13 protein-coding genes are annotated in these 15,155 nt (G+C 71.6%); 11 read left to right on the top strand and 2 right to left on the bottom strand.

From position 1 onward, the window contains the following. Positions 1-199: 199 nt before the first annotated feature. From ABZ883_RS22995 to pssA, 8 genes are all read left to right on the top strand, one after another. Entirely contained in the window at positions 200-1,987 is a 1,788-nt protein-coding gene (locus ABZ883_RS22995; RefSeq protein WP_360908874.1) for a 3-hydroxybutyryl-CoA dehydrogenase, read from the top strand. A gap of 79 nt (positions 1,988-2,066) precedes the next feature. Then, complete coding sequence (locus tag ABZ883_RS23000) at positions 2,067-2,843, top strand: TetR family transcriptional regulator (protein WP_360908876.1); 777 nt, start codon at positions 2,067-2,069, stop codon at positions 2,841-2,843. Positions 2,844-3,360: 517 nt separating this feature from the next. Continuing rightward, positions 3,361-4,698, top strand: coding sequence for a crotonyl-CoA carboxylase/reductase (gene ccrA, locus ABZ883_RS23005; protein ID WP_360908878.1), 1,338 nt, complete (start codon positions 3,361-3,363; stop codon positions 4,696-4,698). Positions 4,699-4,712: 14 nt separating this feature from the next. Continuing rightward, positions 4,713-6,725: a protein meaA gene (locus ABZ883_RS23010; protein ID WP_360908880.1), complete on the top strand. Its 2,013-nt coding sequence runs from the start codon at positions 4,713-4,715 to the stop codon at positions 6,723-6,725. 55 nt (positions 6,726-6,780) lie between these two features. Next, positions 6,781-7,284, top strand: coding sequence for a MaoC family dehydratase (locus ABZ883_RS23015; protein WP_360908882.1), 504 nt, complete (start codon positions 6,781-6,783; stop codon positions 7,282-7,284). 20 nt (positions 7,285-7,304) lie between these two features. Continuing rightward, entirely contained in the window at positions 7,305-8,516 is a 1,212-nt protein-coding gene (locus tag ABZ883_RS23020) for an acyl-CoA dehydrogenase family protein (RefSeq protein WP_360908884.1), read from the top strand. Positions 8,517-8,686: 170 nt separating this feature from the next. Beyond that, the gene (locus tag ABZ883_RS23025; RefSeq protein WP_360908886.1) at positions 8,687-9,343 is read left to right on the top strand and encodes a phosphatidylserine decarboxylase; all 657 of its coding nucleotides are present in this window, start codon (positions 8,687-8,689) and stop codon (positions 9,341-9,343) included. Further along, positions 9,330-10,181 carry a CDP-diacylglycerol--serine O-phosphatidyltransferase gene (pssA, locus tag ABZ883_RS23030; RefSeq protein WP_360908888.1) on the top strand — a complete coding sequence of 284 codons (852 nt, stop codon included), beginning with the start codon at positions 9,330-9,332 and terminating at the stop codon, positions 10,179-10,181. The genes ABZ883_RS23025 and pssA overlap by 14 nt, the downstream gene beginning before the upstream one ends. 79 nt (positions 10,182-10,260) lie before the next feature. On the opposite strand, the gene ABZ883_RS23035 is transcribed toward pssA, so the two are convergent. Beyond that, the gene (locus ABZ883_RS23035) at positions 10,261-11,388 is read right to left on the bottom strand and encodes a glycerate kinase (protein ID WP_360908889.1); all 1,128 of its coding nucleotides are present in this window, start codon (positions 11,386-11,388) and stop codon (positions 10,261-10,263) included. Between the two features lie 37 nt (positions 11,389-11,425). Then, on the bottom strand, positions 11,426-12,121 hold the full coding sequence (locus ABZ883_RS23040) for a methyltransferase domain-containing protein (RefSeq protein ID WP_360908891.1): 696 nt from the start codon (positions 12,119-12,121) through the stop codon (positions 11,426-11,428). Positions 12,122-12,239: 118 nt separating this feature from the next. Between ABZ883_RS23040 and ABZ883_RS23045 the strand changes: the two genes are divergently transcribed. From ABZ883_RS23045 to ABZ883_RS23055, 3 genes are all read left to right on the top strand, one after another. Beyond that, positions 12,240-13,304, top strand: coding sequence for an ADP-ribosylglycohydrolase family protein (locus tag ABZ883_RS23045; protein WP_360908893.1), 1,065 nt, complete (start codon positions 12,240-12,242; stop codon positions 13,302-13,304). A gap of 9 nt (positions 13,305-13,313) precedes the next feature. Next, positions 13,314-14,303, top strand: a complete 990-nt coding sequence (locus tag ABZ883_RS23050; RefSeq protein ID WP_360908895.1) for a 2-dehydropantoate 2-reductase N-terminal domain-containing protein — start codon at positions 13,314-13,316, stop codon at positions 14,301-14,303. Positions 14,304-14,627: 324 nt separating this feature from the next. Then, positions 14,628-15,137: an NUDIX hydrolase gene (locus ABZ883_RS23055; protein WP_360908897.1), complete on the top strand. Its 510-nt coding sequence runs from the start codon at positions 14,628-14,630 to the stop codon at positions 15,135-15,137. The last annotated feature ends 18 nt before the right edge of the window (positions 15,138-15,155 follow it).

Here is a 15,155-nt window from a genome sequence, read left to right on the forward strand (position 1 = left end):
CTGGTGACGCAGCCGCCGTGTGCCGCCGCCGTCGGTTCGGCACCATCGCGGCGCAGCCCCGGGACAGGGCGCGCCAGCATCTTCACGCGGGCACGCACACCCACGCTTACGCACCCCGCGGCTCCTCACAACTCCTCTCCCGCCCGCGCCTGTGCCGCGAAGACGCACGGCGCGGATCCTCAGCAACTGGAGTTCCGCGATGGACCGTCCACGTCCCTTCCGCACTGTCGCCGTCGTCGGCCTCGGCACCATGGGCACCGGCATCGCCGAGGTCATGGCGCGCGCCGGTCACGAGGTGATCGGCATCGAGACCGACGAGGCCGCGGCGCGCCGCGCCGTCGACTCCCTGGAGTCCGCCACTGCCCGCGCCGTGCGGCGCGAGCGCATGACGGAGTCGGAGCGCGGCAATGTGCTGGCCCGTTTCCGCACCTTCTCCGATCTCCAGGCGGCGGCCGACGCCGATCTGGTGATCGAGGTCGTCACCGAGCACTTCGAGATCAAGCGCGAGGTCCTCGTCGGGCTCGACGCCGTCGTCAAGCCCGACACGGTCATCGCGACCGGCACCAACGCGCTGTCGGTGACGGAGCTGGCCTCCCGCACCTCGCGGCCCGACCGGGTCCTCGGCCTGCACTTCTTCGCACCGGCCCCGGCCATGAAGCTGGTCGAGGTGGTCTCGACCGTGCTGACCTCGCCGGAGGCCACCGAGAGCGTGACCGCGCTCGTCCGGGGCCTCGGCAAGGAGCCGGTGGCGGTCGGCGACCGGCCGGGCTTCATCGCCGACGGACTGCTCTTCGGCTACCTCAACCAGGCGGCCGCCATGTACGAGTCCCGCTACGCCACCCGCGAGGACATCGACGCGGCGATGCGGCTCGGCTGCGGCCTGCCCATGGGCCCGCTCGCCCTGCTCGACCTGATCGGCATCGACACCGCCCGGACCGTGCTGGAGGCCATGTACGCGGCCTCCCATGACCGTCTGCACGCCCCGGCGCCGATCCTCGGGCAGCTCACCGCCGCGGGACTGCTCGGCCGCAAGACCGGCCGCGGCTTCTACACCTACGAGGCACCCTGCAGCGCCACGGTCGTGGCGGACACCGAGACGCCCGCAGCCGGCGGCGGCGCCTCGGCCGGGCGCCCCGTGCGGCAGGTCGGCGTCGCGGGCTCCGGCACCATGGCCACCGGCATCGCCGAGGTGTTCGCCAAGGCGGGCTACGAGGTCGTGCTGGCCGCCCGCGGCCAGGAGAAGGCCGGCAAGGCCCTCGCGGCGCTCACCAAGTCCCTGGACCGGTCGGTGGCCAAGGGCAGGCTCACCCAGGAGCAGCGGGACGAGGCCGTGGCCCGGGTGACCGCGGCGGGTTCGCTGGACGCGTTCGCGGACGTCGATCTTGCCGTGGAGGCGGTCGCGGAGGACCTGGCGGTCAAGCAGCAGCTCTTCGCGACCCTGGACAAGGTCTGCAAGCCGGGCGCGGTCCTGGCCACCACCACCTCCTCGCTGCCGGTCGTCGCCATCGCGACCGCGACGTCGCGTCCGGCCGACGTCGTCGGCATGCACTTCTTCAACCCCGCCCCGGCGATGAAGCTGGTCGAGGTGGTCCGCACGGTCCTGACCGCCGACGACGTGCACGCGACCGTGCACGAGGTCTGCGGCACGGTCCGCAAGCACGCCGTGGACTGCGGCGACCGGGCCGGGTTCATCGTCAACGCGCTGTTGTTCCCCTACCTGAACAACGCGGTGAAGATGGTGCAGGAGCACTACGCGACGGTGGAGGACATCGACGCGGCGATGAAGCTCGGCGGCGGCTACCCGATGGGCCCGTTCGAGCTCCTGGACGTCGTGGGGCTGGACGTCTCGCTGGCGATCGAGCAGGTGCTGCACAAGGAGTTCCGCGACCCCGGTCTGGCGCCGGCGCCGCTCCTGGAGCACCTGGTGTCGGCCGGGTGCCTGGGCCGCAAGACCGGCCGCGGCTTCCGCGAGTATGCCCGGCGCTGAGCCTGCGGACGGCTGGGGCGGCCTGCTGGGGCCGCCCCACAGGCTGCGGAAGCCGGGCCCTGCCCAAGAGTCGGCGGGAATGCAGTACTTTCGCGGTATGTCCCAGCCCGCGAAGCCCACCCGTACGTCCTCCGCGACCGCCCAGCGCCATCGCGTCCGCCAGGAGCTGGCGGCCGCCGCGATGCACCTGTTCGCGAGCCAGGGCTACGAGGCGACGACCGTGGACGAGATCGCGGCCGCGGCGGGCGTGGCCCGGCGGACCTTCTTCCGGCATTTCCGCTCCAAGGAAGAGGCGATCTTCCCCGATCACGACGACACCCTGGTGCGGGTCGGGGAGGTGCTGGACTCCGCAGAGCCCCATGAGCACCCCCTGGACACGGTCTGCCGGGGCATCACCGAGGTGCTGCGGATGTACGCGGAGGCGCCCGAGGTCTCCGTCGAGCGCTACCGCCTGACCCGGGAGATCCCGATCCTGCGCGAGCGCGAGATCGCGTCGGTTGCCCGCTACGAGCGCCTGTTCACGCGCTACCTGCTGGGCCACTTCGACGAGAGCGCCCACCATGACGGCGACGACGACCCGCTGCTGGCGGAGGTCGCGGCGTCGGCCGTGGTCGCCGCCCACAACCACGTGTTGCGGCGCTGGCTGCGGGCCGGCGGCAAGGGCGACGTGGAGGCGCAGCTCGACCACGCCTTCGAGGTGATCCGGACGACCTTCGGCACGGGGATCGGCCGCCGGCCCCTCCCGGCCCCGATCCTCACCTCCCACCAGGGCGAGGTGATCGTGGCGGTCGCGCGCACCGACGCCTCGCCCGCGGAAGTGATGCGGACCATCGAGAAGGCCCTGAAGGGCGCGTAGGCGCCGCGCCCGGCCGTCCCGGGCCTTTCCCCGGGACGCGAGGTGGCACGCCGTGCCACCTCGCGCACCGCCCTCCGGAGGGGCTGCCCCGACTCGCCGCCCCGGCCGGCCGGTGGGACCGTGAAGTACTCCCCCCGCCCCCACCCCCGGCTTCGCGCGTCCCGCGTGAAATGCGGACATCCCACGGCATTCCCCGACACTCCCCAGCCGCTCAGATGTGCAGCCGTGGTGCCATGTGAGACAAAATGTTGGCACCCAGTGTCTTGCCGAGTGGCACGCGGTGCCATACCGTGAGAGCAGTCCGGGCGGGCGGCGTGCGGTGAACCTTCGCACGCCGTCTGTCCCCAAAGGCCCGGACGCCTGCGTCACAGGCACTCACCCGCGCCACCCAGCGCTCTCGCTCGATCCGTGCGACCGTCACGGAAACAGCACAACCGCCGAACCGACGGCACGACCCACCGCACCCCCCGACGTTCCCTCAAGCGTCCCTACGTCGCGCTTCGCCGGAGGCATCACCGTGAAGGACATCCTCGACGCAATCATGGCGTCCGAAAGCACGGCCGCGGACTTCGCGGCCCTGCCGCTCCCCGAGTCGTACCGTGCCGTCACCGTCCGCAAGGACGAGGTCGGCATGTTCGAGGGCCTGGAGAGCAGCGAGAAGGACCCGCGCAAGTCGCTGCACGTGGACGACGTGCCCCTGCCGGAGCTCGGCCCGGGCGAGGCCCTGGTGGCCGTCATGGCCAGCTCCGTCAACTACAACTCGGTGTGGACCTCGATCTTCGAGCCGATGTCCACCTTCGGTTTCCTGGAGCGGTACGGCAAGCTCTCCCCGCTCACCAAGCGCCACGACCTGCCGTACCACATCATCGGCTCCGACCTGGCGGGCGTCGTCCTGCGCACCGGCCCCGGTGTGAACGCCTGGCGGCCCGGCGACGAGGTGGTCGCGCACTGCCTGTCCGTGGAACTGGAGTCCGCGGACGGCCACAACGACACGATGCTCGACCCCGAGCAGCGCATCTGGGGCTTCGAGACCAACTTCGGCGGCCTCGCCGAGATCGCCCTGGTGAAGTCCAACCAGCTGATGCCCAAGCCCCGGCACCTCAGTTGGGAGGAGGCCGCGGCCCCCGGCCTGGTCAACTCCACCGCCTACCGGCAGCTGGTCTCCCGCAACGGCGCCGGGATGAAGCAGGGCGACAACGTCCTGATCTGGGGCGCCAGCGGCGGCCTTGGTTCGTACGCCACCCAGTTCGCGCTGGCCGGCGGCGCCACCCCGATCTGCGTGGTGTCCTCGCCGCAGAAGGCGGAGATCTGCCGCAGCATGGGCGCCGAGGCGATCATCGACCGCAATGCCGAGGACTTCCGGTTCTGGAAGGACGAGCACACCCAGGACCCGAAGGAGTGGAAGCGCCTCGGCAAGCGCATCCGCGAGCTGACCGGCGGCGAGGACGTCGACATCGTCTTCGAGCACCCCGGACGCGAGACCTTCGGCGCGTCCGTGTACGTCACCCGCAAGGGCGGCACGATCGTCACCTGCGCCTCGACCTCGGGCTTCACCCACGAGTACGACAACCGCTACCTGTGGATGTCGCTCAAGCGCATCATCGGCTCGCACTTCGCGAACTACCGCGAGGCGTGGGAGGCCAACCGCCTCATCGCCAAGGGGAAGATCCACCCGACGCTGTCGCGGACGTACAGCCTGGAGGACACCGGCCAGGCCGCCTACGACGTGCACCGCAATCTCCACCAGGGCAAGGTCGGCGTGCTCGCGCTGGCCCCGCAGGAAGGGCTCGGCGTCCGCGACGAGGAGATGCGGGCCCGGCACATCGACGCCATCAACCGCTTCCGGAACATCTGAGATCGGGAACGAGCATGAGCGAGCGTCAGAAGGACCGTCCGTGGCTGATGCGGACCTACGCCGGGCACTCCACGGCCGAGGCGTCCAACGCCCTGTACCGGCGCAATCTCGCCAAGGGCCAGACCGGCCTGTCGGTCGCGTTCGACCTCCCGACGCAGACCGGTTACGACCCCGACCACATCCTCGCCCGCGGCGAGGTGGGCCGGGTCGGGGTCCCGGTCGCCCATCTCGGCGACATGCGCCGGCTCTTCCAGGACATCCCCCTGGACGGGATGAACACCTCGATGACCATCAATGCCAGCGCCATGTGGCTGCTGGCGCTCTATCAGGTCGTCGCGGAGGAGCAGGGCGCCGCGATCACGGAGCTCCAGGGGACGACGCAGAACGACATCGTCAAGGAGTACCTGTCGCGCGGGACGTACGTCTTCCCGCCCGTGCCGTCGCTGCGGCTGACGACCGACATGATCGCCTACACGGTCAGCCACATCCCCAAGTGGAACCCGATCAACATCTGCAGCTACCACCTGCAGGAGGCGGGCGCCACGCCGGTCCAGGAGATCGCGTACTCCATGGCGACGGCGATCGCCGTCCTGGACGCCGTCCGCGACTCCGGCCAGGTGCCGCAGGAGCGCATGGGCGACGTCGTGGCGCGCATCTCCTTCTTCGTCAACGCCGGCGTGCGCTTCGTCGAGGAGATGTGCAAGATGCGGGCCTTCACCCGCATCTGGGACCAGGTCACCAGGGAGCGCTACGGGATCGAGAACCCCAAGCAGCGCCGCTTCCGTTACGGCGTCCAGGTCAATTCGCTCGGCCTGACCGAGGCCCAGCCCGAGAACAACGTGCAGCGCATCGTGCTGGAGATGCTGGCCGTGACGCTCTCCAAGGACGCCCGCGCCCGCGCCGTGCAGCTGCCGGCCTGGAACGAGGCGCTCGGGCTGCCGCGCCCCTGGGACCAGCAGTGGTCCCTGCGCATCCAGCAGGTGCTGGCGCACGAGAGCGACCTGCTGGAGTACGGGGACATCTTCGACGGCAGCCATGTCGTCGAGGCGAAGGTCGGCGAGCTGGTCGAGCAGTCGCTCGCCGAGATCGGCCGCATCCAGGAGATGGGCGGCGCCATGGCGGCCGTCGAGTCGGGCTACCTGAAGTCGCAGCTGGTCTCCTCGCACGCCGAGCGCCGGGCGCGGATCGAGTCCGGCGAGGAGAAGATCATCGGCGTCAACTGCTACGAGGGCACCGAGCCCAGCCCGCTGACCTCCGACCTGGACGGCGCGATCATGACCGTCGACCCGGAGAACGAGGCCCGGGTCGTCGCCGCCCTGCACGACTGGCGCGACAACCGGGACGAGTCCCGCGCCCAGAAGTCGCTGGAGGCCCTCAAGGCGGCCGCCGCGGGCACCGCCAACCTCATGGAGGCCACCCTGGAGTGCGCACGGGCCGGCGTCACGACCGGCGAGTGGTCCTGGGCCCTGCGGGACGTCTTCGGCGAATACCGGGCGCCGACGGGCGTCGGCAGCGCCCCGGTCGCGGTCACCGCCGAGGCGGGCACGCCGCTGGCCGAGGTGCGCCGCAAGGTGGAGCTCACCGCGCGGGAGCTGGGCGGCGGCAAGCTGCGGCTGCTCGTCGGCAAGCCCGGACTGGACGGCCACTCCAACGGCGCCGAGCAGATCGCCGTGCGGGCCCGCGACGCCGGCTTCGAGGTGGTCTACCAGGGCATCAGGCTGACGCCCGAGCAGATCGTGTCGGCGGCGGTCGCCGAGGACGTCCACTGCGTCGGCCTGTCGATCCTGTCCGGCTCGCACGCCGAGCTCGTGCCGGACGTCCTGGAGCGCCTGCGCCACGCGGGCGCGGACGACGTCCCGGTGATCGCCGGCGGCATCATCCCCCCTGCGGACGCGGCCAAGCTGATCGAGTGCGGCGTCGCCGCCGTGTTCACGCCGAAGGACTTCGGAATCACGGAGATCATCGGCAGGATCGTGGACGAGATCCGCAGGGCGAACACGCTGGACCCGCTGGAGGTCCCCGCATGACCGCCGCGGACATCACCCGTACGAGCAAGCACGACACCCCGGAGGCCTGGAAGCGATGCAGTTCGGCCGCACGTATGAAGAGTTCGAGGTCGGCGCTGTCTACAAGCACTGGCCCGGGAAGACGGTCACCGAGTACGACGACCACCTCTTCTGCCTCCTGACCATGAATCACCACCCGCTGCACATGGACGCGAACTACGCCGAGCGGACCACCGACTTCGGCCGGAACGTCGTCGTGGGCAACTACATCTACTCCCTGCTGCTGGGCATGTCCGTCCCGGACGTCTCCGGCAAGGCCATCGCCAACCTGGAGATCGAGTCGCTGAAGCACGTGGCGCCGACCTTCCACGGCGACACGATCTACGGCGAGACCACGGTGCTGGACAAGTGGCCGTCGAAGTCCAAGGACGACCGGGGCATCGTCCATGTGGAGACCAAGGGCTACAAGCAGGACGGCACCCTGGTGTGCGTCTTCCGCCGGAAGGTGATGGTCCCGACCGCCACCTACATCAAGGAGCGCGGCGGCGAGCAGCCCGGCCGTCCGTCCGTCGCCCACTGAACTCCTAGGAGATACGACAGATGAGCCGTCTCGCCCAGACCGACGGGCTGACCGACGTCCAGCAGGAGATCCTCTCCACGGTCCGCAGCTTTGTCGACAAGGAGATCCTCCCGGTCGCCAACGAGCTGGAGCACAAGGACGAGTACCCCGCCGACATCGTCGAGGGCCTCAAGGAGCTCGGCATCTTCGGCCTGATGATCCCCGAGGAGTACGGCGGCCTCGGCGAGTCCCTGCTCACGTACGCCCTGACGGTCGAGGAGATCGCCCGCGGCTGGATGAGCGTGTCGGGCATCATCAACACCCACTTCATCGTGGCCTACATGCTCAAGCAGCACGGCACGCAGGAGCAGAAGGACCACTTCCTGCCCCGGATGGCCACCGGCGAGGTACGCGGCGCGTTCTCGATGTCCGAGCCGGGCCTGGGCTCCGACGTCTCCGCCATCCGCACCAAGGCCGTCCGCGACGGCGACGACTACGTCATCAACGGCCAGAAGATGTGGCTGACCAACGGGGGCACCTCCAACCTCGTCGCGGTCCTGTGCCGTACGGACGAGGGCCTGCCGGAGGGCACGGCCCCGCACAAGTCGATGACGACCTTCCTCATCGAGAAGGAGCCGGGCTTCGGCCCGAACCCGATGGTGAAGGGCCTGACCGTGCCCGGGAAGATCGAGAAGATGGGCTACAAGGGCGTCGACACGACCGAGCTCGTCCTCGAGGATGTGAAGATTCCGTCAAATCGCGTCCTGGGCGGCGAGACCGGGCGCGGTTTTTACCAAATGATGGACGGCGTGGAGGTCGGCCGGGTCAATGTGGCCGCCCGCGGCTGCGGCGTGGCCCAGCGCGCCTTCGAGCTGGGGATCGCGTACGCCCAGCAGCGGCAGACCTTCGGCAAGCCGATCGCGCAGCACCAGGCGATCCAGTTCAAGCTGTCCGAAATGGCCACCAAGGTGGAGGCCGCGCACGCGCTGATGGTCAACGCCGCACGCAAGAAGGACGCGGGCCGGCGCAACGACCTCGAGGCCGGCATGGCGAAGTACCTGGCCTCGGAGTACTGCAAGGAGGTCGTCGAGGACGCGTTCCGCATCCACGGCGGCTACGGCTTCTCCAAGGAGTACGAGATCGAGCGTCTGTACCGCGAGGCGCCAATGCTGCTGATCGGCGAGGGCACCGCCGAGATCCAGAAAATGATCATCGGGCGCCGGCTGCTCGAGGAGTACCGAATCCAGGGATGAATGTCTGGGTTGTGACACTTTGTGCGAGCCAAAGGTCACACCCAGTCATCAATAACCGGCCACTGACTCCGCCACTGGCTTGCCCAGTTGCCCGTCACTGCCGATACCATTCACGGAAAGCCGCCGTCCCCAGAACCATCTTGCGGCACCCTCCGCTACGAAGGTCTTCCATGCCCCACAGCCAATCCTCTGCTAAACGCGACAGCCTGGCCGGCGTACGCCTCGCGCGCGGAGCATCGCCGTGGCTCCTCCCGACCGTGGCCACCGCGGCGGTCAGTCTCGTTCGCGCCCGCCGTTCCGGGCGATGGGCGGCCGTGGCCGTCCCCACCACCGCCCTCGCGGCGGGCATGCTGTGGTTCTTCCGCGACCCCGAGCGGGAGATCGCCCAGGGCCGCGTGATCTCGCCGGCCGACGGCGTGGTGCAGAGCATCATGCCGTGGAAGGACGGGCGCACACGCGTCGCGATCTTCATGAGCCCGCTGAACGTCCACGTCAACCGCGCCCCCCTCGCGGGCACGGTCACGTCGGTGGAGCACGTCCCCGGTGGATTCGTTCCGGCGTTCAACAAGGAGAGCGAGAACAACGAGCGCGTTGTCTGGCACTTCGACACCGAGCTCGGCGACATCGAGATGGTGCAGATCGCCGGTGCCGTCGCGCGTCGCATCGTGCCCTACATCCCGCAGGGCGCGAAGGTCGAGCAGGGTGAGCGGATCGGCCTGATCCGGTTCGGCTCCCGCGTCGACATCTACCTTCCCGAGGGCGTCGAGCCCGCCGTCGAGGTCGGCCAGACCACCGTTGCCGGGGTGACTCGCCTTGACCGTGATTGAGCCCGACGCGCAGGCACCGTGGGTCGCCGCGGTGGACGAGGACGACGACGATGACATGCCGCTGTCAACGCGGCTGTCGATAGCGGACGGCCTGACCCTCGGCAACGCGATCTGCGGCTTCATGGCGGTGTACTTCACCACCACCGGAGTCCTGGTCCCGCACCTCATGGGCAACACCGACGGCGGCATGACGCGGCACAGCGCCGCCACCGCCGTGCTGCTGATGCTCATGGCGTCGGTCTTCGACCTCTTCGACGGGCTCGTGGCGCGCAAGCTGCGCAGCTCGGCGATGGGTGCGGAGCTCGACAACCTCTCCGACCTCATCAGCTTCGGCCTGGCCCCCGCCTACTTCGTGGTGGTCTGGGGTCTGATCTCCGACGACGCCTACGGCCGGGTGTCGGCGGTGGCCGCGGTCGTGGTGCTGCTGGCGGTCGTGCTGCGGCTCGCCCGGTTCTCGTGCACGACGGTGCGCGAGGGCATCTTCCAGGGCATGCCGAGCCCCTTCGGGGCCATGACCGTGATCTCGGTGGTGCTGCTGGACCTGCCGTTCATCCCGACGGTGCTGGCCATCGTCGGTGTGGCATGGCTGATGGTCAGCCGGGTCGAGTACCCCAAGCCGCGCGGCCGGCTCGCCGTGATGACCCTCGCCTGGATCGTGGTCAGCATGGGCTGCCTGGTCTGCTGGGCCTTCGCGGTCCCCGGTGGCGACGTGCTGCTGCAGACGGGTGCGGCCCTGCAGATCATCGCGGCGGCGGTCATCCCGCTGTTCGCGACGACCCGCCGGGTCAACACGATCCGCAACAACCGCCGTGAGGCGCGTGCGGCGGAGCTTCCGTAGCCGTACGACGAACGTCCGTGGGGCCCCGAGCCGGGAACGGCTCGGGGCCCCACGTGTGTGCGGCGGCGGCTCAGACGGTTCAGACCAGGACGTCGCGCGCGATGTCGACGGCGAGGCGCTCCAGCAGCGGCCCGGCCTCGGCCATGCAGCGCGCCGGGTCCGGCTCGATGTCGGTGAGGGCGTACGCGCGCCGGATGCCCGCCGCGGTCAGTGCGGCCGGGGGCAGCGCCAGGCGCCCGCACACGGCGACGACCTCGACGTCCCGGGCGCGGGCCGCGGCCGCCACACCGGCGGGGGCCTTGCCGTGCAGCGTCTGCTCGTCCAGGGAGCCCTCGCCGGTGATCACCAGGTCGGCCCGCTCCAGTGCCTGCGCGAAACCGAGCATGTCCATCAGGACCTGCACGCCGGGCCGGAACCGCGCCCGCAGCCCGACGAGGGCGCCGAACCCGACACCGCCCGCCGCGCCCGCGCCGGGCGCCTCCGCGGCCTCGGCGGCGTCCAGCACCTCGGCGAAGCGGGAAAGCGCGGCATCCAGCGTCGCGACGTCCTCGGGGCCGGCACCCTTCTGCGGTCCGTAGACGGCGGCCGCGCCCTTCGGGCCGAGCAGCGGATTGTCGACGTCACTGGCGAGGACCACCTCGGTGTCCGCCAGGCGCGCGTCGAGCCCCGTCAGGTCCGCCGACGCCAGGGTGGCGAGCGCCGCTCCACCGGGGGCCACCGGCACACCTTGTGCGTCCAACAGGCGCGCGCCGAGCGCCACGAGCATGCCGGCGCCACCGTCGTTGGTGGCGCTGCCGCCGACACCGAGCACCAGGGAGCGCGCGCCCGCGTCGAGCGCGGCGCGCAGCACTTCGCCGGTGCCGTACGTGGTGGCCGTCAGCGGCGCGAAGACCCCCGGCGGCAGATGCCGCAGTCCGGACGCCTCGGCCATCTCGACGACGGCGGTGTCGCCGCGCAGTGCGTACGCGGCCGTGACCGGCTCGCCCAGCGGCCCGGTGACCTCCACCAGCCGCCGTTCGAAGCCCGCGGCGACGGCGGCGTCCACCGTGCCGTCGCCGCCGTCCGCGACGGGTACGGACTCGACGACGGCGTCCGGCGCGACGCGGCGCAGTCCGGCGCCGATCCGCTCGGCCACCTCGACGGCGGTGAGTGAGCCCTTGAACTTGTCCGCGGCGATCAGTACGCGCGCTCGCCGTGTGTCCGTCACATTGATCTCCCTTGCCGCAGGTCGCGCCGCTTGGACCCTATCCCGGGGACCCCGCGGCGTAGTAGGAGGCGACGGACGGCTGGCCGGTCCAGTCGGGTCCGGCGTGCGGATCCGCGCCGAGATAGCGGAAGGGCAGGCGGACGACCCGGTGTCCGCGCAGGCTGAGCCGGTGGTGGCGGGCGTCGTAGGTGAAGCCGGCCGACCGCAGGGCCGCCGTCACCTGGCGGCCGCCCGACGTACCGTCGGCGCGGCGGATCCAGGCGGGGTCCAGGTGCGCGACCAGCAGCCCCCGGGGGCTGAGCCAGGAGGCCGCGCGGGCGAGCAGGCCGAGCCGGTCGCCCACATAGTGCAGCCCGTGGGCGCAGGTGATCAGGTCGTAGGAACGCCGCGGCGTCCAGGTCGCGACCGAGGCCGTCACCAGCTCCACCCCGGGCGGTAGCGGCACCGGGACGAGGGGACCCACCAGGTCGACGCCGGTCAGCACCGCCGTCGCCGGGAGCCCGGCCGCGGCCTCGCGCAGGGCCCGGCCCTCCCCGCTGCACAGGTCGAGCCAGGATGGCGAGGCGGAACGGGCGAGCAGTTCGCGGACGGGATCGAAGCCGAGTTCACGGGCGTAGCTGTTCACCCCGGACAGCCCGCGCTCGCGGTTCATGGTGCTGTTGGCGACCACGGACGACCGCTCCAGCTCGTCGTCGGGCAGCAGTGCGGGGGCGGCACCGGAGGCTTCTGACACCCGGTCATTGTCTCAGCGCACCCCCCAGGGGCGGGCGGGGCGGGCGGAAGCGCGCGACGCGCGACGGCAGGAGTGCGGGCTTCCCGCCGGAGCCGCGGGATTCCGGTACACCGGGAGCATGACGTCACCAACCCCCGTCCTTCAGGACAGGATCCTGGGCGGCTGGCTGGGCCGCATCGCCGGCAACATGCTCGGCAAGCCCGTGGAGCGCGGCGACCACTGGACCCGGGACCGCATCGACCGCTACCTGCGCCGGGCGGACGCCCTCCCCCTGACGGACTACCTGCCCGCGCTGTCCCCGCCCCCCGACCCCGCAGAGTTCGACCTGCGCCCCGAGTGGCGGCAGTGCACGCGCGGCGGCATCGACGGCAGTGTGCGGGACGACGACGTCGACTACGCGATCCTCGGCCTCGACCTGCTGGAGACGCACGGAGCGGGCTTCACCACCGAGGACGTCGGCGAGCTGTGGCTGCTGCGGCTGCCCTACCTTCAGACCTTCACCGCGGAGCGGGCCGCGTACCGCAATCTCGCGTCCGGTATCGGACCGCCGCTCAGCGCGACCGTCGACAACCCCTACCAGGAGTGGATCGGGGCCCTGATCCGCGCCGACGTGTACGGCTGGACCTCCCCCGGCGACCCGCGCCGCGCCGCCTCCCTCGCCCGGCGCGACGCGGTGCTGTCGCACACCGGCAACGGCGTCTACGGCGCGATGTGGGCGGCGGCCCTGATCGCCGCCGCGTTCACGGCTCCGGACGCGCGGGACGCGCTGGAGGCGGCCCTGACCCAGATCCCGCCCGGCTGCCGGCTGTCGCGCACGGTGCGGCGCACCATGGCGCTGCACGAGGCCGGGCTCGGCTGGGCGGACACCCTGGCGGACCTGGAGCAGGAGACCGGGCACCTGCACTGGATCCACGTCGTGCCCAACGCCGCGGTCATCACCGCCGGACTGCTGTACGGGCAGGGCGACTTCACGTCCACGATCGCGCTGACCGTGCGCGGCGGCCTCGACACCGACTCCAACGGCGCGACGGCGGGCTCGGTGGCGGGCGTGCTGTGCGGCGGCGCCGCGATCCCGCCGCAGTGGACGGAACCGCTGCGCGACCGGGTGCGCAGCGCGGTCTTCGGCTTCGACGGCGTGGCGATCGGCGACCTCGCCCGCCGCACGCTCGCCCTGGTGCCGTAGGGTCCGCGTGTGCGGTACATCATCATCGGCGCGGGCGCGGTCGGCGGGTCCATCGGCGGACGGCTGTTCCAGAGCGGACAGGACGTCGTCATGGTCGCCCGGGGCGCGCACGGCGCGGCTCTGCGGGACCACGGGCTCACCCTGCGCACGCCCGATGCGACGCTCTCCCTCGCCGTCCCGGTCGTCGACGGACCGGACGCGCTCGACCTGCGCGACGACGACGTCCTGGTCCTCGCGGTCAAGACCCAGGACACCGCCGCCGCGCTCGACACCTGGGCGCCGGTGGGCCAGGGCCTCCCCCTGGTGCTCGCCCAGAACGGCGTCGCCAACGAACGGCTCGCGCTGCGGCGCTTCCCCGAGGTGTACGGCATGTGCGTGTGGCTGCCGTCGGCCCACGTCGAGCCCGGCGTCGTGATCGCCCCTTGTGCGCCTCTCACCGGCATGCTCCACCTGGGCCGCTACCCGCACGGCACGGACGCCACCGTCCGGCGCATCGCGGCCGGCCTGGAGGCGTCCCCGTTCCTGCGCGCGCCGGTCACCGAGGACGTCATGCGGTGGAAGTACGCCAAGCTGCTGACGAACCTGGGCAACGCCGTGGAGGCGCTCATCGGCCGCGACGACTCCGTGCGCGCGCTCCACCGGCGGGCGCGTGCCGAGGGCGAGGCGGTGCTCGACGCGGCGGGCATCGCGTACGCGAGCGAGGCCGAACAGGCCGCGATGCGCGGCGACCTCGTCACGGTGCGCACCGTCGAGGGCGCCGCCCGGGGCGGCGGCTCGACATGGCAGAGCCTCAGCCGCGCGACCGGCTCCGCCGAGGCCGACCACCTCAACGGTGAGATCGTCCTCCTCGGCCGCCTCCACGGCGTGCCCACCCCCGTCAACGACACCCTGCGCAACCTCCTCAACCGCGCCGCCCGGGCCCGCCGCGCCCCCGGCAGCCTTCCGCCTGCCGACCTCGCGGCGGCGGTGGACGCGGCCGTCGCGGCGGCCGGCACGTGACCACGCCGCCGGACAGCGGGGTGGCGGTTCCGGCCCGCCGCCGGCCATGAACTCACCAGCCACCACGGCCGCGAACCGGTCTTCACCGGCCCGTTGTTGAGGACGTGAGGGCAGCATCAGCAGGCCGGGAGCGGCCGGTTGTCCCGGCCCCGCCTCATGCCTGGTCGCCGCGGAACGGCTCGACATCGTGCTCGGGACGGTGCCGCGCCACTGGCGTGCGGATGCCGTTCCCGGCCGGAAATTCGCTCCCTGGGTCCGGCGCGAGGAGTGAGCGGGGCGACCCGGTCTCCTCGGGACGGCCGGTAGCCGATTAGGTTGGGACCCGTGACGACCTCCGACTTCTCCGCGTACATCGAGAGCCTCCCCAAGATCCTCGCCGGCGCGAGCACCCTGTTCCGTGACGCCGACGGCCGCATCCTCATCGCCGAGACCACCTACCGCGAGGACGGCAAGTGGGTGCTGCCCGGCGGCACCATCGAGTCCGCCGACGGGGAGACGCCGCGCGAGGGCGCGCGGCGCGAGACGCTGGAGGAGATCGGTCTCGACGTCGAACCGGGCGAACTCCTCGCCGTCGACTGGATCCAGGGGGTTCCCGGGCGGCCGCCGCTCGCCTCGTTCCTCTTCGACGGGGGCGTGCTCGACGACGCGTCGCTCGCGGCCGTCCGCCTCCAGGCCGAGGAACTCTCCGACTGGCGCATGGCCACCCCGGACGAGGCCGAGGCCTACCTCTCCCCCGGCCTCCACCGCCGCGTCCGCGCCGCCCTGGCCGCCCTCGCCACGGCCTCCACCCCCGTCGAACTCGTCAACGGCGTCCCGCCGAGGCGACGGGCCTGAGAACCCACCGGGGCGGGG

It is taken from the genome of Streptomyces sp. NPDC046977 (genome assembly GCF_040644455.1).
GTDB lineage: Bacteria > Actinomycetota > Actinomycetes > Streptomycetales > Streptomycetaceae > Actinacidiphila.

Excerpts from the sequence above, each read along its gene's own strand:
- ABZ883_RS23045 (WP_360908893.1), top strand. The coding sequence starts at position 12,240 with ATGACGTCACCAACCCCCGTCCTTCAGGACAGGATCCTGGGCGGCTGG.
- ABZ883_RS23020 (WP_360908884.1), top strand. The coding sequence starts at position 7,305 with ATGAGCCGTCTCGCCCAGACCGACGGGCTGACCGACGTCCAGCAGGAG.
- ABZ883_RS23010 (WP_360908880.1), top strand. The coding sequence starts at position 4,713 with ATGAGCGAGCGTCAGAAGGACCGTCCGTGGCTGATGCGGACCTACGCC.
- ABZ883_RS22995 (WP_360908874.1), top strand. The coding sequence starts at position 200 with ATGGACCGTCCACGTCCCTTCCGCACTGTCGCCGTCGTCGGCCTCGGC.
- ABZ883_RS23025 (WP_360908886.1), top strand. The coding sequence starts at position 8,687 with ATGCCCCACAGCCAATCCTCTGCTAAACGCGACAGCCTGGCCGGCGTA.
- ABZ883_RS23015 (WP_360908882.1), top strand. The coding sequence starts at position 6,781 with ATGCAGTTCGGCCGCACGTATGAAGAGTTCGAGGTCGGCGCTGTCTAC.
- ABZ883_RS23000 (WP_360908876.1), top strand. The coding sequence starts at position 2,067 with ATGCAGTACTTTCGCGGTATGTCCCAGCCCGCGAAGCCCACCCGTACG.